Source organism: Nocardia sp. NPDC060249 (genome assembly GCF_042728755.1).
Lineage (GTDB): Bacteria > Actinomycetota > Actinomycetes > Mycobacteriales > Mycobacteriaceae > Nocardia.
Genome location: NZ_JBHXAQ010000017.1, coordinates 50,437 through 68,263, shown reverse-complemented (window position 1 = coordinate 68,263; position 17,827 = coordinate 50,437). Strand labels below are relative to the sequence as shown.

General features: G+C 68.0%; 15 protein-coding genes. 10 read left to right on the top strand and 5 right to left on the bottom strand.

What is annotated here, in order from left to right:
• Positions 1 to 43 precede the first annotated feature (43 nt).
• The gene (dnaE, locus tag ACFWFP_RS32210; protein ID WP_379301405.1) at positions 44 to 3,634 is read right to left on the bottom strand and encodes a DNA polymerase III subunit alpha; all 3,591 of its coding nucleotides are present in this window, start codon (positions 3,632 to 3,634) and stop codon (positions 44 to 46) included.
• 185 nt (positions 3,635 to 3,819) lie between these two features.
• Between dnaE and ACFWFP_RS32205 the strand changes: the two genes are divergently transcribed.
• The 8 genes from ACFWFP_RS32205 to ACFWFP_RS32170 all read left to right on the top strand — a co-directional run bounded on the left by ACFWFP_RS32205 (position 3,820) and on the right by ACFWFP_RS32170 (position 12,917).
• Positions 3,820 to 4,998, top strand: coding sequence for a sensor histidine kinase (locus tag ACFWFP_RS32205; RefSeq protein ID WP_379301403.1), 1,179 nt, complete (start codon positions 3,820 to 3,822; stop codon positions 4,996 to 4,998).
• Between the two features lie 59 nt (positions 4,999 to 5,057).
• Complete coding sequence (locus ACFWFP_RS32200; RefSeq protein ID WP_379301401.1) at positions 5,058 to 5,855, top strand: LytR/AlgR family response regulator transcription factor; 798 nt, start codon at positions 5,058 to 5,060, stop codon at positions 5,853 to 5,855.
• On the top strand, positions 5,852 to 6,217 hold the full coding sequence (locus ACFWFP_RS32195) for a hypothetical protein (RefSeq protein WP_379301399.1): 366 nt from the start codon (positions 5,852 to 5,854) through the stop codon (positions 6,215 to 6,217). The genes ACFWFP_RS32200 and ACFWFP_RS32195 overlap by 4 nt, the downstream gene beginning before the upstream one ends.
• 30 nt (positions 6,218 to 6,247) lie before the next feature.
• The gene (locus tag ACFWFP_RS32190) at positions 6,248 to 8,002 is read left to right on the top strand and encodes a cation acetate symporter (RefSeq protein ID WP_379301397.1); all 1,755 of its coding nucleotides are present in this window, start codon (positions 6,248 to 6,250) and stop codon (positions 8,000 to 8,002) included.
• A gap of 152 nt (positions 8,003 to 8,154) precedes the next feature.
• Positions 8,155 to 8,508 carry a DUF485 domain-containing protein gene (locus ACFWFP_RS32185; RefSeq protein WP_379301395.1) on the top strand — a complete coding sequence of 118 codons (354 nt, stop codon included), beginning with the start codon at positions 8,155 to 8,157 and terminating at the stop codon, positions 8,506 to 8,508.
• A complete protein-coding gene (locus ACFWFP_RS32180) occupies positions 8,505 to 10,142 on the top strand; it encodes a cation acetate symporter (RefSeq protein WP_379301393.1) in 1,638 nt (545 codons plus the stop codon). The genes ACFWFP_RS32185 and ACFWFP_RS32180 overlap by 4 nt, the downstream gene beginning before the upstream one ends.
• A gap of 77 nt (positions 10,143 to 10,219) precedes the next feature.
• Complete coding sequence (gene acs, locus ACFWFP_RS32175; RefSeq protein ID WP_379301392.1) at positions 10,220 to 12,124, top strand: acetate--CoA ligase; 1,905 nt, start codon at positions 10,220 to 10,222, stop codon at positions 12,122 to 12,124.
• Positions 12,125 to 12,233: 109 nt separating this feature from the next.
• Positions 12,234 to 12,917 carry an LON peptidase substrate-binding domain-containing protein gene (locus tag ACFWFP_RS32170; RefSeq protein WP_379301390.1) on the top strand — a complete coding sequence of 228 codons (684 nt, stop codon included), beginning with the start codon at positions 12,234 to 12,236 and terminating at the stop codon, positions 12,915 to 12,917.
• 1 nt (position 12,918) lies between these two features.
• Here the strand turns inward: ACFWFP_RS32170 and ACFWFP_RS32165 are convergent, their stop codons facing one another.
• On the bottom strand, positions 12,919 to 13,902 hold the full coding sequence (locus ACFWFP_RS32165; protein ID WP_379301385.1) for an NAD(P)-dependent alcohol dehydrogenase: 984 nt from the start codon (positions 13,900 to 13,902) through the stop codon (positions 12,919 to 12,921).
• 224 nt (positions 13,903 to 14,126) lie between these two features.
• Here ACFWFP_RS32165 and ACFWFP_RS32160 point away from each other — a divergent pair, with 224 nt between their 5' ends.
• Entirely contained in the window at positions 14,127 to 14,549 is a 423-nt protein-coding gene (locus ACFWFP_RS32160) for a ubiquinol-cytochrome c reductase iron-sulfur subunit (protein WP_379301383.1), read from the top strand.
• 56 nt (positions 14,550 to 14,605) lie between these two features.
• On the opposite strand, the gene ACFWFP_RS32155 is transcribed toward ACFWFP_RS32160, so the two are convergent.
• Entirely contained in the window at positions 14,606 to 15,076 is a 471-nt protein-coding gene (locus ACFWFP_RS32155; RefSeq protein WP_379301381.1) for a VOC family protein, read from the bottom strand.
• 180 nt (positions 15,077 to 15,256) lie between these two features.
• Here ACFWFP_RS32155 and ACFWFP_RS32150 point away from each other — a divergent pair, with 180 nt between their 5' ends.
• Positions 15,257 to 16,105 (top strand): TIGR03619 family F420-dependent LLM class oxidoreductase, encoded by an 849-nt coding sequence (locus ACFWFP_RS32150; RefSeq protein ID WP_379301379.1) that lies wholly within the window; start codon positions 15,257 to 15,259, stop codon positions 16,103 to 16,105.
• A 13-nt stretch (positions 16,106 to 16,118) separates the two neighbouring features.
• Here ACFWFP_RS32150 and ACFWFP_RS32145 read toward each other — a convergent pair whose 3' ends face one another.
• Together ACFWFP_RS32145 and ACFWFP_RS32140 are read right to left on the bottom strand one after the other, a co-directional pair.
• Positions 16,119 to 16,826 carry a hypothetical protein gene (locus ACFWFP_RS32145; protein ID WP_379301377.1) on the bottom strand — a complete coding sequence of 236 codons (708 nt, stop codon included), beginning with the start codon at positions 16,824 to 16,826 and terminating at the stop codon, positions 16,119 to 16,121.
• A gap of 5 nt (positions 16,827 to 16,831) precedes the next feature.
• Complete coding sequence (locus tag ACFWFP_RS32140) at positions 16,832 to 17,785, bottom strand: hypothetical protein (RefSeq protein WP_379301375.1); 954 nt, start codon at positions 17,783 to 17,785, stop codon at positions 16,832 to 16,834.
• Positions 17,786 to 17,827: the final 42 nt, after the last annotated feature.

Sequence of the window (17,827 nt, the reverse complement as noted above, 5' to 3'; positions counted from 1 at the left end):
ACCACCCGCGGCAATGCGGGTGGTGTCGACGTTTCCGGTTCGCTCAGCCCAGGCAGCCCGGGCCCAGTAGCGCTTTCAGGTCACCCATCAGCGCGGAGGACGGGGAGACGCGCCAGGCGTCGTCGAGTTTGAGCACGGTGGTCTTCTCCCGGGCGCCGACGTGGCGGATGAAGACATCCGAGGTGCCCTGGTGCCGGGTGAGAACCTTCTTCAGCTCGCCGAGCTTGTCGGGTGTGCACATCCGGGTCGTCATGACCACCGCCACCGGCTTGGCCACGCCGATGGCCGAGAGGTCGGGGACGACGAGGTCGTTGGCGATCAGGGAGATCCGGTCGTCACGCACGGAGACGCGGGCCTTCACCAGCACCACGGCGTCTTCGACCACATCCATGCCGTACACCGAGTACGACTGCGGGAAGAACAGCACCTCCACGCCACCGGTGAGGTCTTCCAATTGCGCCGAGGCCCAGGCCAACCCGTTCTTGTTGATCCGGCGGTTCACCGAGGCGAGGATGCCGCCGATGGTCACCTGGGCGCCGTCTTTGACATCGCCTTCCAGGATCGCCGGGATGGGGGTGTCGACCTGGGCGGCCAGCACGTGCTCGACACCGTTGAGCGGGTGGCCGGACACGTAGAGGCCCAGCATCTCCCGCTCGAGGGCGAGCTTGTGCTTGGTCTCCCATTCGTCTTCGGGGACTTTGACATTGAACACCGACGCCATCGAGTCGTCGCCGTCGTCGAGACCGCCGAACAGGTCGAACTGGCCGATCGCCTCGGCCTTCTTGGTCGACATCACCGCGTCGATCGCGTCGGAGTGGATCAGCAGCAGGCCCTTGCGCGGGTGCCCGAGCGAGTCGAATCCGCCTGCCTTGATGAGGGATTCGGTGACCTTCTTGGAGCAGGCGATCGCGTCGATCTTGTTCAGATAGTCGGAGAAGTCGGTGAACTTCGACTTGTCCTTGCGCGCGGCGATGATCGAGCCGACCACGTTGGTACCGACGTTGCGGACCGCGCCGAGACCGAAGCGGATATCGGTGCCGACGGAGGCGAAGTTCAGCTCCGATTCGTTGACATCGGGCGGCAGCACCGTGATGCCCATCTTGCGGCAATCCGACAGGTAGATCGCGGCTTTGTCCTTGTCGTCACCGACGGAGGTGAGCAGACCCGCCATGTACTCGGCCGGATAGTTGGCCTTGAGGTAGGCGGTCCAGAAGGAGACGAGGCCGTAGCCCGCGGCGTGTGATTTGTTGAACGCGTACCCGGCGAACGGGAGAATCGTGTCCCACAGCGCCTTGATGGCGGGCTCGGAGAAGTCGTTGGCGAGCATGCCGTCGCGGAAGCCGGCATAGGCCTCTTCCAGGACGGACAGCTTCTTCTTACCCATGGCGCGGCGCAGGATATCGGCTTGGCCGAGCGAGTACCCGGCCACCTTCTGCGCGATCTGCATGATCTGTTCCTGATAGACGATCAGGCCGAAGGTGTCGGCCAGGATCTCTTTCAGTGGCTCTTCGAGTTCGGGGTGGATCGGTTTGACTTCTTGCCGGTTGTTCTTGCGGTCGGCGTAGTCGTTGTGGGCGTTCATGCCCATCGGGCCGGGGCGGTACAGCGCGAGGACGGCGACGATATCGCCGAAGCCGGTGGGCTGCATGCGGCGCAGCAGGTCGCGCATGGCACTGCCGTCGAGCTGGAACACGCCGAGGGTGTCGCCGCGGGCGAGCAGTTCGTAGGTGGCCGGGTCGTCGAGCGGCAGGTGATCCATGTCGAGATCGATGCCGCGGTTGGCCTTGATGTTCTCCAGGGCGTCACCGATGACGGTGAGGTTGCGCAGGCCGAGGAAGTCCATCTTCAGCAGGCCGATGGCCTCGCACGACGGGTAGTCCCAGCCGGTGATGATCGCGCCGTCCTGGGCGCGCTTCCACACCGGGATCGCGTCGGTGAGCGGTTCCGAGGACATGATGACCGCGCAGGCGTGCACACCGGCGTTGCGGATCAGGCCTTCCAGACCGCGCGCGGTTTCGTAGATCTTGGCGACATCGGGGTTGGACCCGATCAGTTCGCGAACCTCGGCAGCTTCCTTGTACCGCTCGTGGTCGGGATCGGTGATGCCCGAGACCGAGATGTCCTTGGCCATGATCGGCGGCGGCAGCGCCTTGGTGATCTGGTCGGCGATGGCGAAACCGGGCTGGCCGAACAGCACTCGCGCGGAGTCCTTGATCGCGGCCTTGGTCTTGATGGTGCCGAAGGTGATCACCTGGGCGACACGGTCGCTGCCCCACTTCTCGGTGGCGTAGCGGACCATCTCACCGCGGCGGCGATCATCGAAGTCGATATCGATATCGGGCATCGACACGCGCTCGGGGTTGAGGAATCGCTCGAAGAGCAGGCCGTGCGGGATGGGGTCGATATTGGTGATGCCCATCGCGTAGGCGACCAGCGAACCGGCGGCCGAACCACGGCCGGGGCCGACGCGGATGCCCACTTCGAGCGCGTGCTTGATCAGGTCGCCGACGACGAGGAAGTAGGCCGGGAAACCCATCTCGCAGATGACTTTGAGTTCGAAGTCGGCGCGGTCGAGGTATTCGCGCGAGGGACCGTCCGGGAAACGGCGATCGAGACCGTCGAGGACTTCCTTGCGCAACCAGCTGGCCTGGTCGTGGCCTTCGGGCACCGGGAAGATCGGCATCCGGTCGCGGTGAGCCCACACGTCGTCGTAGGACTGGACCCGCTCGCCGATGAGCTCGGTGTTGTCGCAGGCACCGGGGACCTCGGCGTCCCAGATGGCGCGCATCTCCGCGGCAGACTTGAGGTAATAGCCGTCGCCGTCGAACTTGAAGCGAGTCGGATCCGACAGCGTCTTGCCGGTCTGAATACACAGCAGCGCTTCGTGATTGACCGACTGGTCTTTGGTGACGTAGTGGCAGTCGTTGGTGGCGATCGGCGGGATACCGAGCTGGTTGCTGATATCGATCAGGCCCTCACGGACCCGGCGCTCGATGGACAGACCGTGGTCCATCACCTCGAGGAAGAAGTTCTCGGCCCCGAAGATCTCCTGCCACTTCGCGGCCGCTTCGAGCGCTTCGCGATCGTGGCCGAGACGCAGGCGGGTCTGCACCTCGCCCGACGGGCAGCCGGTGGTCGCGATGATGCCCTCGGCGTGCTGGGCGATGATCTCCTCGTCCATGCGCGCCCACTTGCCGAGCTGGCCCTCGATCGAGGCGAGCGAGGACAGCTTGAACAGGTTGCGCAGGCCGGTCGCGTTCTCGGCGACCATCGTCATGTGGGTGTAGGCACCCGAGCCCGAGACGTCGTCGCCCTTCTGACCCGGATCGCCCCACTTCACCCGCTTGGTGTCGAAGCGCGAGCCCGGTGCGATGTAGGCCTCGATGCCGATGATCGGCTTGATGCCCGCCTTCTTGGCCGAGTTGTAGAACTCCGAGGCGCCGTACATGTTGCCGTGGTCGGTCATGCCGACCGCGGTCATGCCCAACCGCTCCGCCTCCGCGAACAGCGGCGAAATCTTCGCCGCTCCATCGAGCATAGAGTACTCGGTGTGGTTGTGCAGGTGAACGAACGATCCGGACGGAGCCAAGACGGTCCTTCCTCCCAAAGAGTCGACGGGGGTTGGCCTTGGCATTCTATGCACGGGGGTCCGACACATTTCGCACTCGGCGCGCGCGCCACGAACCGCACCTCGGTGTGGGGCGGTGTGTCGTGGTGAACGTCACCGAGGGGCGCTCGACCTCGCGAAGACGGCGACCTGGTCCGATTCCGGTGCCCACACCGACATAATCGATCGGTGCACACCGATCGGCCGACTCGATGACCCCCGTCATCGTGGCCGCTGCCGCCATCGCCCTGCTGGTCGTGGCCTTGCTGGTGTGGCGGCGCACCCAACGGGTGGTCACCACGCCCGCCCAGCGGGCCGTCCATCAAGCGCTGCACACCGCGTCGCTGGCCGCCGTGCCGTTGCGGCGTGGGCTGACCGAGGAGTCCGCGAGCGAAGCCGCGCCACACCTGCGGGCGCTCGCCGGTGCCGAGGCGTTGGGTGTGGCCGACGCCGAGGGGACGCTGCTGGCCTGGGACGGTCCGCACACCGCGATGTTCGCCTCGTTCGCCGAGGCGGCGCGTCGCGCCGTCGCCGATGTGCGGCCCGTGCTGGTCACCGGTGACGAACACACACTGATCGCGCAGCCGTTGCCGATCGACACGGGGGCGGCGGTGGGTGTGCTCGGCATGGTGACGACCGGCAAGCCGGGACCGGGCATGCTCGGGGCGGTCGCGGAGGTGGCGCGCTACGCGTGTGGGCAGTTGGAGCTCGCCGAGTTGGATGCCTCGAGGGCGCGGGTCGACCGGGCCGAATTGCGGGCGCTGCGAGCCCAGATCAGCCCGCATTTCATCTACAACGCGCTCAATACGATCGCCTCGTTCGTCCGCACCGACCCGGATCGGGCCCGCGAACTGATCCTCGAATTCGCGGACTTCACCCGCTATTCCTTCCGCGCCGCGGGCGAATTCACCGTGCTGGCCGACGAACTGCGCAATATCGAGCGCTATCTGGCGCTGGAACAGGCCCGCTTCGGCGATGCGCTGGACGTGCGACTGCGCATCGCGCCGGAAGTTCTCGGCGTCGTCCTGCCTTTCCTCGCCTTGCAGCCGCTCGTGGAGAACGCGGTCCGGCACGGCCTCGCCGGCGGCGGCCGAGGCGGCCAGCTGAGCATCGTCGCCACCGACGCGGGCACCGACTGCCTGATCAGTGTCGAAGACGACGGCATCGGCATGGACCCCGATCTCCTGCGCTCGGGCGCCCTCGACGCCGTCGACACCGACTCCGGCCCGGCCCGCACCGGTGAGGCGGCCCACGTGGGCCTCGCCAATGTCGACGACCGCCTCCGCGCCGCCTTCGGCAACGACTACGGCCTGGTCGTGGAAACCGCACCCGGTGCGGGCACGAAAGTCAGCATGCGGGTCCCGAAGTTCCGCGCCGGTATCCGCGCCTGATTCCTCGCGTGGGCAGTGTCGGCACCGCCGCCGACGGTGCCGGTTACGATGGATGGGTTGTGACTTGGAACACCGATGAACCCTCGACCGCTCTGCGGGTGCTCGCCGTCGATGACGAGAAACCGGCGCTGGACGAACTCGTGTATCTGCTGAGCACGCAGGCGGGGGTCGGCGAGATCTATCGGGCCGGTGAGGCGACCGGGGCATTGCGGTTGTTGCGGGCACATCCCATCGACGCGGTATTTCTCGATATCGATATGCCGGGACTCACCGGAATGGAATTGGCGGGAATCCTGTCGGAATTCGCGGAGCCACCCGCGGTGGTGTTCGTGACCGCGCACGATGATCACGCGGTGGCCGCCTTCGATCTGGGGGCAGTGGATTACCTACTCAAGCCCTTGCGAGGGGCTCGATTGGGTGAGGCGGTACGGCGGATTCTGGCGGGGCGGATTTCGGTGCCCGCGGCGGTGGTGGCGGAGTCCGCGCATCCCAGTGAGGTGATTCCGGTGGAGCTCGGCGGGGTGACCACCTTGGTGAACCGGGCTGATGTGGCGTGGGTCGAAGCGGATGGGGATTACGCACGGTTGCATACCGGCAGTGGGTCGCATTTGGTGCGGATTCCCTTGTCGGCGTTGGAATCACGGTGGGAGGATGCCGGTTTTCTGCGGGTACATCGGTCATATCTGGTGGCATTGAGATTGGTGACCGGTTTGCGGAGCGCGGGAAACGCGACGGTGGTGTGTCTGCGGGCCGAGGGGGCGGCGGGCGCGGTGGAATTGCCGGTGAGCCGGCGGCAGGTGCGCGAACTCAAGCAGCGGCTGGTGCACGGACCTCGGCAGAACTGGTCGCAGCGGTGACGGGTCCGCAGCGACCGCCGCGCGAACGCGTGGTGCTGGCGCAGCGGCGGGGTGCGCGTCAGGTGCGCACTCGCACGGAGGTGGTCGAGCAGACCGACCTGGGCGCGGCACTGATCGGTGGGCTGATCCGGGCGCAGCTGGGTCTGGCATTGCGTCTCGGGCTGGTGGTGGCGGTCGCGTTCGGCGCGCTGCCGGTGCTGTTGCGCATCGACGCGATCGCCGAGGCCGCGGTTCTCGGCATTCGGCTGCCGTGGCTGATCCTCGGAGTGCTCGCGTTCCCGGTGCTCTACGCGGTGGGGTGGTCCTATGTTCGCCTCGCCCAACGCAACGAAGACGACTTCCTGGAACTGGCCGGGGACTGACACTGTGCCGTGCGAACAGACGCGGACCCGATGAGTCCGGACAATCCCGCGCTCACGGTCGCCGCACTACTGCTGGCGGCGCTCGCCACTGTCGGCATCGGGTTCTACGGAGTGCGTCTGTCCCGCACGACTTCGGACTTCCTGGTCGCCTCACGCACCGTGGGTTCGCGGTGGAACGCCGCGGCGATCTCCGGTGAATATCTCTCCGCCGCTTCTTTTCTCGGCGTCGCCGGATTGATCGCCAAATACGGCGCCGACGCCCTGTGGTATCCGGTGGGTTTCACCGCGGGCTATCTGGGCCTGCTGATGTTCGTGGCCGCGCCGCTGCGCCGATCGGGCGCGTACACCGTGCCGGACTTCGCCGAATTCCGGTTGGGCTCGATCCGATTGCGCCGCATGGCCGCCGGTCTCGTCGTCCTGGTCTGCGCGGTGTATCTGATCCCGCAGTTCCAGGGCGCCGGACTCACCCTGCACATTCTGCTCGGCGTACCCGACTGGGTGGGTGCGGTCGCTGTCGGCGCGATCGTGCTGGCGAATGTGATCGGCGGCGGCATGCGGTCGGTCACCTTGGTGCAGGCATTCCAGTACTGGCTGAAATTGACCGCGGTGGCGGTGCCCGCGCTGGTACTCGGCATGCATTTCCTCGCCGACGAACGACCGGTCGCCACCCCGGTCCCACCCACCGTCGACGAGCGCACCACCGTCGACATCTCCACCGATGTCGTCGTGCACCTGGATGTTTCGCAACCGGTCACGATCACCGGAACACTCGACGGGCATCCCGCCGCGGGTCCGGTCGTGCTGACACCGGGCGATCACACCCTCGCCGAAGGCACTGAACTGATCCTCGCGCCGGGCTCGGCTGTGCCGGTGGTGGCCGGAGCACCGGCCGACGGCGCGAGCTGGGTGGCGCCCGGCGGCGGATTCGGCGGGCAACATCCCCAATACCAGGTGTTTTCGCTGATGGTGGCGACCTTCCTCGGCACCATGGGGCTGCCCCATGTACTCGTCCGCTTCTACACCAATCGTGACGGCCCGTCCGCGCGCCGGACCGCGCTGACGGTGATCGGGCTGGTCGGCGTCTTCTACCTGTTCCCGATCCTGCTCGGCGTCTTCGCCCGCCTCTACGTGCCCCAATTGCTGATCACCGGCGCGTCCGACGCCGCGGTCGTCCTGCTGCCGGGCGCGGTGCTCGGCGGACTCGGTGGACAGCTGCTGGCCGCGCTGGCGGCGGCCGGGGCGATCGCGGCCTTCCTGTCCACCTCGTCCGGGCTGCTGGTCAGCCTGGCGGGCGTACTCAGCACCGACGTGCTGCGCGGCCGGATCCGGGACTTCCGGCTGGCCGCCCTGGTCGCGGGACTGGTCCCGCTGACGCTCGCGGTCACCGTGGCCTCCCTCGATCTGTCGCGCACCGTCGCCCTCGCCTTCTCGGTGGCCGCGTCGACGCTGTGCCCGCTGCTCGTGCTCGGCATCTGGTGGCGAGGACTCACCGCAACCGGAGCCGCCGCGGGCATGCTCACCGGCGGCATCACCGCGGGCGGAGCGACCGTGCTGGCGGTGCTCGGTGGCGTCTCCCCCGACCTGGCGCACGGCTGGCCCGCCGCGATCGTCGACTATCCGGGCGCGGTCAGCGTGCCGCTGGCTTTCGCGGTGACCATCCTGGTCAGCCTCGCCACCACGGGTCAGGATCCCCGGGCGGTGGCGGGCGTGTTCCTGCGCATGCACGCCCCCGAGCGGCTCGGGATGAGTGCCGATCGCGACCCCGAAACCGCCACGCACCGGTGATCTCGCACCGACCGTTCGTCGCACCACACCGACCGCTCACCGCACGGGCGGCCACCTTCACCGAGTGACCCACACCACACCGTCATGCGCCCAGGTCCGGGGACCTACCGTCATCCCCACGCACGACCCCCCTTCACGCTAGGACGACCGGCATGACCCAAACCGACACCGAGGCGCCAGATCCGCGCACGCCGAGTGCCGACGAATGGCTCGCGGTACAAGCGAGTCCGCAGTTCCAAGATCTGCGAAACCGGCTGCGCCGCTTCATCTTCCCGATGACCGCGCTGTTTCTGGTGTGGTACCTGAGCTATGTGCTGCTCGGCGCGTACGCGCACGACTTCATGGCGCAGAAGGTCTTCGGCAACATCAATGTGGGCTTGCTGCTCGGCCTCGGGCAGTTCGTCTCCACGTTCCTCATCACCGGGCTCTACGTCCGTTTCGCCAACCGTGAGCTGGATCCGCGCGCCGCGGCCATTCGCGAAGAACTCGAGGGGGGCCGGGCATGAACGTCACCCTTGCCGCGTCCGACACGGTGGGCAACCCCATCGCCAATATCGCTATCTTCCTGCTGTTCGTCGCGGTCACCATGGTGGTGGTGATCCGGGCCAGCCGCAACAATGCCAGTGCCGCGGACTATTTCACCGGTGGGCGCGGCTTCTCCGGCCCGCAGAACGGCGTCGCCATCGCCGGTGACTACCTGTCGGCCGCGAGCTTCCTCGGCATCGCGGGCGCGATCGCCGTCTACGGCTACGACGGGTTCCTGTATTCGATCGGGTTCCTCGTCGCCTGGCTCGTCGCGCTGCTGCTGGTGGCCGAAATGCTGCGCAACACCGGCAAGTTCACCATGGCCGACGTGCTCAGCTTCCGGCTGAAGGAAGGCCCGGTGCGCACCGCCGCCGCGCTGACCACCCTCACCGTCTCGCTGTTCTATCTGCTCGCGCAGATGGCGGGCGCCGGTGGCCTGGTCGCGCTGCTGCTCGATATCTCCAGTCGCGCCGGACAGTCCGTCGTCATCGCGGCCGTCGGTGTGCTGATGATCGTGTACGTGCTGGTCGGTGGCATGAAGGGCACCACCTGGGTGCAGATCATCAAGGCGGTGCTGCTGATCGCGGGCGCCGCGCTGATGACGGTGATGGTGCTGGCGAAGTTCGGCTTCAACTTCTCCGACATCCTCGGTGCCGCACAGGAATCGGTGAGCGAGTCCACCAGCAAGGCGGTCGCCGCCCGCGACGTGCTCGCGCCCGGCGCGCAATACGGCGGTAGCGAGATGTCGAAGCTGAACTTCCTCTCGCTCGGCCTGGCCCTGGTACTCGGCACCGCGGGTCTGCCGCACGTGCTGATGCGCTTCTACACGGTTCCGACCGCGAAAGAGGCTCGGCGCTCGGTGGTGTGGGCGATCGGTCTGATCGGCGCCTTCTACCTGTTCACCCTGGTGCTGGGCTACGGCGCGGCGGCCATCGTCGGCCCGGACAAGATCCTCGCCGCGGCGGGTGGCCAGAACTCCGCGGCGCCGCTGCTGGCGTTCGAACTCGGCGGGGTGATCCTGCTCGGGGTGATCTCGGCGGTCGCGTTCGCGACGATCCTCGCGGTCGTGGCCGGACTCACCATCACCGCGTCGGCCTCGTTCGCCCACGACATCTACGCCAGCGTGCTCAAGAAGGGCGAGGTCGACGAGGTCAAGCAGGTGCGGGTCTCGCGGATCACCGCCGTGGTGATCGGTGTGCTCGCGATCGGTCTCGGCATTCTCGCCAACGGCCAGAACATCGCGTTCCTGGTGGCGCTGGCCTTCGCGGTGGCGGCGGCGGCGAACCTGCCGACGATCCTGTACTCGCTGTTCTGGAAGCGGTTCAACACCACCGGCGCGCTGTGGTCGATGTACGGCGGTCTGATCTCGACCATCGTGCTCATCGTGTTCTCGCCCGCGGTGTCGGGCAACAAGACCGCGATGATCAAGGGCGCGGATTTCGACTGGTTCCCGCTGTCCAACCCGGGCATCGTGTCCATTCCGCTGGCCTTCGCACTCGGCGTGCTCGGCACCTACCTGGGTGGCCGCGGTGAGCAGGTCGACCAGGTCAAGGCCGCGGAGATGGAAGTCCGGTCCCTGACCGGCGTCGGTGCGGAGAAGGCGATCTCGCACTGACGCCAACCCTGCCCGTGCCGCTGGTTCGCCCCACCGGCACGGGTTGTACCCCCATGCTTTTCGAAGGAGAGATTCTTGTGACCAGTTACCCGCCCGCCCCGGAGTTCGTCGCGCAGGCCAATGCCGATGCCTCGCTGTACGAGCGAGCGCGCACCGATCGCGACGGTTTCTGGGCCGAGCAGGCCAACCGGCTGCACTGGCACAAGCCCTTCACCGAGGTTCTCGACTGGACCGACGCGCCGGTCGCGCGCTGGTTCGGCGACGGCGAGCTCAATGTCGCCTACAACTGCCTCGACCGCCATGTCATCGACGGACACGGCGACCAGGTCGCCATCCACTGGGAGGGCGAGCCCGGCGACTCCCGCGCGATCACCTACGCGGAGCTGCTCGATGACGTGTGCAGGGCGGCGAATACTTTCACCGCGCTCGGCCTGGTCGCCGGTGATCGGGTCGCGATCTACATGCCGATGGTGCCCGAGGCGATTGTCACGATGCTGGCGTGCGCACGGCTCGGGCTCACCCACTCGGTGGTGTTCGCCGGGTTCTCCCCCACCGCGTTGCGTCAGCGGGTCGACGACGCGCAGGCACGGTTGATCGTGACCACCGACGGACAGTGGCGGCGCGGCAAGCCCGCGGCGCTGAAGTACGCCGTCGACGAGGCGCTGGGTTCGGACCCGTCGAGCGTCGAGCATGTGCTGGTGGTGCGCCGGGTCGGCCTCGACGTGCCGTGGACCGAGGTGCGTGATCTGTGGTGGGACGAAACCGTCGCCGTCGCTTCGCCGTCGCACGAGGCACAGCCCTTCCCCGCCGAGCACCCGCTGTTCATCCTCTACACCTCCGGCACCACCGGAAAACCGAAGGGGATTCTGCACACTACCGGCGGCTATCTCACCCAGACGGCCTACACCCACCACAACGTCTTCGATCACCAATCGGGCCACGACGTCTACTGGTGCACCGCCGATATCGGCTGGGTCACCGGACACAGCTACATCGTCTACGGTCCCCTCGCCAACCGGGCGACTCAGGTTGTGTACGAAGGCACTCCGAATTTTCCCGACGAGCATCGTCATTTCGAGATCATCGAGAAGTACGGCGTCACCATCTATTACACCGCGCCGACGTTGATCCGCACCTTCATGAAGTGGGGCCGCGAGATCCCCGGCGCACATGATCTGAGCACCCTGCGCCTGCTCGGCTCCGTCGGCGAACCGATCAACCCCGAAGCCTGGCGCTGGTACCGAGAAGTGATCGGCGCGAACACCACACCGATCGTCGACACCTGGTGGCAGACCGAGACCGGCGCCATCATGATCGCGCCACTGCCCGGCGTCACCACCACCAAGCCCGGCGCCGCGATGGGCCCGCTGCCCGGCATCTCCGCCCAGGTCGTCGACGACGACGGCACGCCGCTGAGCACCGGCGAATCCGGGCTGCTCGTCCTGGATCAGCCGTGGCCGTCGATGCTGCGCGGCATCTGGAACGACATGGACCGCTACCGCGAAACCTATTGGCAGCGTTTCGCTTCCGAAGGCTGGTACTTCGCCGGGGACGGCGCCAAGCTCGACGCCGACGGCGATCTGTGGATTCTCGGGCGCGTCGACGACGTCATGAATGTGTCCGGTCACCGCATCTCCACCGCCGAGGTGGAATCCGCGCTGGTCGGGCATCCGGCCGTCGCCGAGGCCGCGGTGGTCGGCGCGTCCGACGAGACCACCGGTCAGGGGATCGTGGCCTTCGTCATCCTCACCGGCGCGGCCGGGGCGGCCGAGTCGCTGGTGACCGAGCTCAAGGCGGCGGTCTCGTTGGAGATCAGTCCGATCGCGCGGCCGCGCGAGATCCACATCGTGCCCGAGCTGCCCAAGACGCGCAGCGGCAAGATCATGCGCAGGCTGCTGCGCGATGTCGCCGAAGGCCGCGAACTCGGCGACACCTCGACACTGGTCGACCCGACGGTGTTCGAGTCGATCGCCACCCCGTGACGGACCGGACGACAGCCCGCGCCACCGGTCAGTGCGCACGGTGGCGCGGGAATCATCGACCGGCCCCTGTCACCGCGGGGCAGGCCGGAACCTGCCGAAAGGACACAGCATGAGCGCGCCGGATGGCGGCAGTCCGCGCGACACCGGGCATGCTGGAACGGTGGAGATACCTGTGTTCCCGCTGGGGGCAGTGCTGCTACCCGGTGAGTCGTTGTCGTTGCAGATCTTCGAGCCGCGGTACGTGGCGCTGGTCGAGGACTGCATGGACGGTCGGCGCGAGCCGGAATTCGGTGTCGTGCTGATCGCGCGCGGGCACGAAGTGGGTGGCGGTGAGGTACGCACGGAGGTGGGCACCGTCGCCAGGATCACCGACGTCATCGAACTGCCCGGCTCGCGATACCGGCTGCGCTGCAAGGGAACCGACCGCATTCGCATCGAGAAGTGGCTCGTCGACGCCCCGTATCCGCAGGCGGAAGCCGAAACATGGCCGGACGGCCCCGGCGCCGACGACAGCGCGTTGCTGGCGAGTCTGCGTGAACGCGCGGACCGCCTGCACACCCTCACGGCCCAGTTCGCGCGACGCAACGGCATCCGCCGTCCGCCGCCGTCGGCATCGCTGGACGATCTGTCCGACGATCCGACCACTCGCTCCTATGAGCTCGCGGCTCGCCTGCCGATCGGCCCGACCGACCGCCAGACGGCGCTGTCGGCCCCGAATACGCACAGCCGGCTCGAGGCCCTGTCCACCTCCGTCGACGACGCGATCGCGATGATGGAGTTCCGCCTGCTGTGAGTCAGCCCGCCGGGGCGATGCTGATCACGATCTTCGCGCGCGCGTGTTCGGTCTCCATGTACTCGATGGCGGCGGCCGTATCGGCCAGTGGATAGGTGCGGTCGATGACCGGGCGGAGCGCACCCGACTCGATCAGTGCGCGCAACTCGGACAGTGACTGCGTCGTCTGCTCCGCCAGTGGGGCACGGATGCCCGGTTTCACGAACGGTCGAGCCAGCTGACCCCGCGCGAGCAGACCGACCGGGCCGAACCAGCTGCCGCCGTCGAAGTTTCCCCCACCGGACAGGACGAGCGTGCCGGTGGGTTCGACCAGGCGGAGCAGGGCCCGCAGCGTCCGTGTTCCGGCCAGGTCGAGGACAGTGTCGTAGCGGCCGGTCAGGGTGTCACGGGTGTAGTCGACGACGTGTTCCGCGCCGAGTGCGCGCGCCGCCTCGACATTGCGGGTGCTGCACACCGCGCTGACCCGCGCACCCCGCGCTCGGGCGATCTGGACCGCGAAGGTGCCGACCCCGCCGGACGCGCCGATGACCAGCACGCGCTCGCCCTCGCCGACGTGACGCAGGCAGGTCTGGGCGGTATTGGCGGCCAACGGCACCGCCGCCGCTTCCTCGAAACTCAGGTTCGCCGGTTTCCGGTCGAGCAGCCCCCGCGCCACCGCGACGTACTCCGCGAACGCACCGCTGACCGCCTCCCCGAAGACTTCGTCGCCGATGGCCAGATCCGTGACACCGTCGCCCACCTCCTCGACCGTCCCCGCGAAATCACCGCCCTGCACCGGGTTCGCCGGTCCCCGACGGCCGAAGACCGACCGATCCATCCACCGCGCGATCTTCGGATCTCCCCGCATCACATGCCAATCCCGCGCGTTCACCGACGCGGCGCGCACCCGGACCAGCACCTCCCCCGCTCGCGCGAGCGGCCGCTCGATCTCCGCCGTCGCCAACATCGCCGATGACCCGTATACCTGCTGCACAATCGCCCTCACACCGAGAACGCTAGGCGCCCGGCCCACCCACCCACATCAGGGAATTCCCCGATACATCCGGAGATTTCACGCCAGGTGCGCAACTACCCGCGTGGCAGCGCACACTGCGAGGATCTCGAGGAATCGGTCGAACCAGGAGGGGGTGTGGGCCGTTGTCAGGGCAGGAGCCGGTGGGCATGGGGCCACAGACCGGCGGCCTCACCAACTGAAGCGGAGAACGACCGATGACCATCAACGATTTCTCGCTGAACCGCCGCACCGTCGTGGTGGGTGTCGGCGTCTTGGCCGCCGCGGCGACGTTGACCGCGTGCGGTTCCGACGACGACACCGAGTCGGCTGCCGCCGCGTCGCCCGAACCGGGGGCGCCTGCGGGTGCGCTGACCAGAGCGGCGGATGTTCCGGTGGGCGGTGGGGTGATCGTCGGCGACACCGTCGTCACCCAGCCGACCGCGGGCAATTTCGTCGGCCTGTCATCGACCTGCACACACGCAGGCTGCAAGGTCGCCACCGTGGCCAGAGGCACGATCAACTGCCCCTGCCACGGCAGCCGATTCGAGCTCGACGGCGCGGTGCGCGGCGGTCCCGCGACCGAGCCGCTGCCCGCCAAACCTGTTCGCGTCGAGGGTGACTCGATCGTTCTCGCGTGAACGCGCGGCACGCCCGCACCGCGGCCTTCGCCGACGGCGCGGGCGTGTCGTTCCGATCAGCCGGCGGCGTCCATCATTTCGGCCATGCGCCGTTCCATTTCTTCGGGCGAGACGTCTTCGATGTGGGTGGCCACGGTCCAGCGGTGACCCCACGGGTCCTCGAAGGCGCCGCTGCGGTCGCCGTAGAACTGGTCGGTCATCGGCGTGATCGCGGTGGCGCCCGCGGTGAGCGCCGCGGCGAAGGCGGCGTCCGCGTCGGCCACGTAGACCATCAGGTTCACCGGGGAGCCGCCGACAGCTTTCGGGTCGGTGAAGCCGATCTCGGGGACCGGGTCGCCGACCATCAGTACCGAGTCGCCCACGAGCAGTTCACTGTGGACGACGGAGCCGCCGGGGCCGTCCATCTTCATGCGCACGGTCGCACCGAAGATCGCGGTGTAGAAGTCGATCGCGGCGCCAGCTCCCGCACACGCCAGCCCGGGACAGATCCGCGGATAACCGTCGGGAAAGGGGGAAACATCAGACATCGGATACCTCCGTGTCGAGAGTGATGCTCGGACGACCACCAGCGTATTCCCCTCACTTGATCGGGGAAAGATCGTCCATCCGATGAGATCGGGACTAGTAGAACTCGTGGTACTCCTGTAGAACTTGTTTCAGGTTTAGAACCTGTTTCAGTTTTGCTGCCGAAGTCGGAGGGCCGGGACGTGCGCTACGGGGTTGTCTTGTTCACCAGTGACCGGGGCATCGCGCCCGCCGATGCGGCGAAGGCCGCCGAAGACGCCGGATTCGACGCGTTCTACGTCCCCGAACACACCCATATCCCGGTCGTACGGGCCGCGGCCCATCCGCAGACCGGCGACTCCTCGCTGCCCGACGACCGGTACCTGCGCACGCTCGACCCGTGGGTCGCGCTGGCCACCGCCGCCGCGGTCACCGAGCGGATCACCTTGTCGACGGCGGTGGCGCTGCCCGCCGAGCACCACCCGATCACCCTCGCCAAGACCATCGCCTCGCTCGATCACCTGTCCGGTGGGCGGGTCGAGCTGGGTGTCGGATTCGGCTGGAACACCGACGAACTCGCCCATCACGGCGTGCCCGCGAACAAGCGACGCACGGTGTTGCGCGAGAATCTCGACGCGATGCGGGCACTGTGGTCGCAGGAGGAAGCCGAGTTCGCCGGCGATTTCGTGACGTTCGGCCCGAGCTGGTCCTGGCCGAAGCCGGTGCGCGCCGGGGTCCCGGTTCTGCTCGGCGCGGGCGGTACCGAGAAGTCGTTCGGCTGGCTCGCGGCCAACGCGGACGGCTGGATCACCACCCCCACCGAAGGTGACCTGGGCGCCAAAGTCGAACTCCTGCACCGGGTCTGGAAGGACGCGGGCCGCGACGGCACCCCACGGGTGATCGCGCTGGCCGGTCGCCACGATGCCGAGCAACTCGCCCGCTGGGCCGATCTCGGTGTCACCGAGGTGGTCTTCGGTCTTCCCGACAAGAGTGCCGACGACGTCCGTGGCTATCTCGGCCACCTCGGCGGGAAGCTCGCCGTCGCGGCGTGAACCCGAACCGGCCTCAGCCGCGCAGTTTGCGCACCTGCACCGCGGTGAGATCGGCGAGCACGCCGGGGTCGACGACCTCGGGCGCGGTGACGACGACCTGAACCAGCGTGTTCCCCACCTGGACCAGTGAGGTCGCCGAGGTGAGCGTGAGCCCCTCACTCGTGGCGGTCAGGGTGAACGCCGAGGCGGCGTCGCCCGCGGGCGGCTGCGCGAGCGCGCTGGTTCGGTACTCGATCCGCACGCCCGCGTCGTCGCCGGAGTAGCTGGTGCAGCGCCGTGGCTGCGCCTGGAGCGCGTCGAATGCCGGGACCAGCGCCGCGTCCGGGTAGCTCGCGGCGTCGATGTCGATGGTGGCGAAGCTGGGCCCCGCGAACTGCACCGACGCGTCGGCGGCCGACCCCGGCCACTGCTGCGCGATCGGCGAGAGCAGCCGTCCGCAGTCCGGCGGATCCGTCAGCGCCGCGGGCGGCACCGCGGGCTCGGCGGACTCACCGCGCGGCGGCACGACCGCGAAATCACCGGGCAGATCGGTAGCGGCGAGCAGACCGGCCGACAACTGCGCCGCATCGCGGATCACGGCCCCGGTTCCCGGTGCGGCCGTGACGGCGGCGGTGAACGGACCCGATCCCGGCGAGTCCACCGCGTCGCCGGACCCACAGCCCGCGACGCCGACCAACCCGACACACGCCGAAACCACCGCGCCTGCGCGCAGCGAATCCACCCCCATCATTCCGTCCAGGAAACCCGGGTCGACTGCGTCTGCACCAGGGTGCTCACACTGCGCGCGTCGCGGTAGGTCTGCTGCCCACCGATCTCGATGGAACCCGAAACCGGCAGCGGCATACCGAGATCGATGGTGATCGAGCCGACGCCTTCCATCACGTAACCGTCGATGTCGAGCTCACCGGCGTCGTTGGGCAACTCCCACACCGTGTCCGTGGGCGTCTGATTCACCTGCAGATCGATGGTGAGCCGGTCGCCCTCGCGGCTGGTGAGCGTGGCGGTGGTGATCTGGTCCAGGGTGACCCCGCCGGTGATCTTCTGGTGCACCGTCCACACCGCGCCGACGCCGACGGGCTGGTCCGGGAACGCGATCGACTGGTACACAGCCTGATAGAAGGCCTGTTCGAGCGCGGCCCGCGCCGTGTTCGGGGTGTCGGGCGACGGCGCCATGCGCAGCTCGGTGATCGCACCGAGGTCGCTCATCCCCAAACCGGCGTGTGAACCGTCGGCGGAGGTGAACGCCTTGTTGAGCGCGGGGTCCGGCGTGGTGACCGCGCCGACGGTGAGATCGACGCCATCGGCGCCCGTGCGCGCGGTCATCGGGATGGTCAGCGCGGCGGGCGAGAAGTCACGCGTCGGCTGATCATTGACCTGCTGCTGGATCCGGTAGTCGGTGCGCAGCGTCACCTCCTGCGTGGTGCCCGCGGCATAGCGCGGCCGCAGCAGGTCGCGCGGCTCCTCGCCGGGCGAGATCATCGTGGTGACCGCGGCCGAGATCGGCACGGTGACTTCCTTGCCGATGCCGAGCGGCTCGGTGCCGTCCATCTCCGCGGCAGGGGCCGAGCGATCGGCGCAGCCGGCGCCGAAGGTCGCGAACCCGAGCACGAGCGCCACCAGTAACACCCCGGGGCGCGCGATGCGGGGTACGCGAGATCTAGACAACACCGTCACAGCCATCAGGGTACGACCGCTTCCTGAGTAACACCTGGGACTCCCCGG

Excerpts from the sequence above, each read along its gene's own strand:
- dnaE (WP_379301405.1), bottom strand. The coding sequence starts at position 3,634 with ATGCCAAGGCCAACCCCCGTCGACTCTTTGGGAGGAAGGACCGTCTTG.
- ACFWFP_RS32205 (WP_379301403.1), top strand. The coding sequence starts at position 3,820 with ATGACCCCCGTCATCGTGGCCGCTGCCGCCATCGCCCTGCTGGTCGTG.
- ACFWFP_RS32190 (WP_379301397.1), top strand. The coding sequence starts at position 6,248 with ATGAGTCCGGACAATCCCGCGCTCACGGTCGCCGCACTACTGCTGGCG.
- ACFWFP_RS32185 (WP_379301395.1), top strand. The coding sequence starts at position 8,155 with ATGACCCAAACCGACACCGAGGCGCCAGATCCGCGCACGCCGAGTGCC.
- ACFWFP_RS32180 (WP_379301393.1), top strand. The coding sequence starts at position 8,505 with ATGAACGTCACCCTTGCCGCGTCCGACACGGTGGGCAACCCCATCGCC.
- ACFWFP_RS32170 (WP_379301390.1), top strand. The coding sequence starts at position 12,234 with ATGAGCGCGCCGGATGGCGGCAGTCCGCGCGACACCGGGCATGCTGGA.
- ACFWFP_RS32160 (WP_379301383.1), top strand. The coding sequence starts at position 14,127 with ATGACCATCAACGATTTCTCGCTGAACCGCCGCACCGTCGTGGTGGGT.
- ACFWFP_RS32155 (WP_379301381.1), bottom strand. The coding sequence starts at position 15,076 with ATGTCTGATGTTTCCCCCTTTCCCGACGGTTATCCGCGGATCTGTCCC.
- ACFWFP_RS32140 (WP_379301375.1), bottom strand. The coding sequence starts at position 17,785 with ATGGCTGTGACGGTGTTGTCTAGATCTCGCGTACCCCGCATCGCGCGC.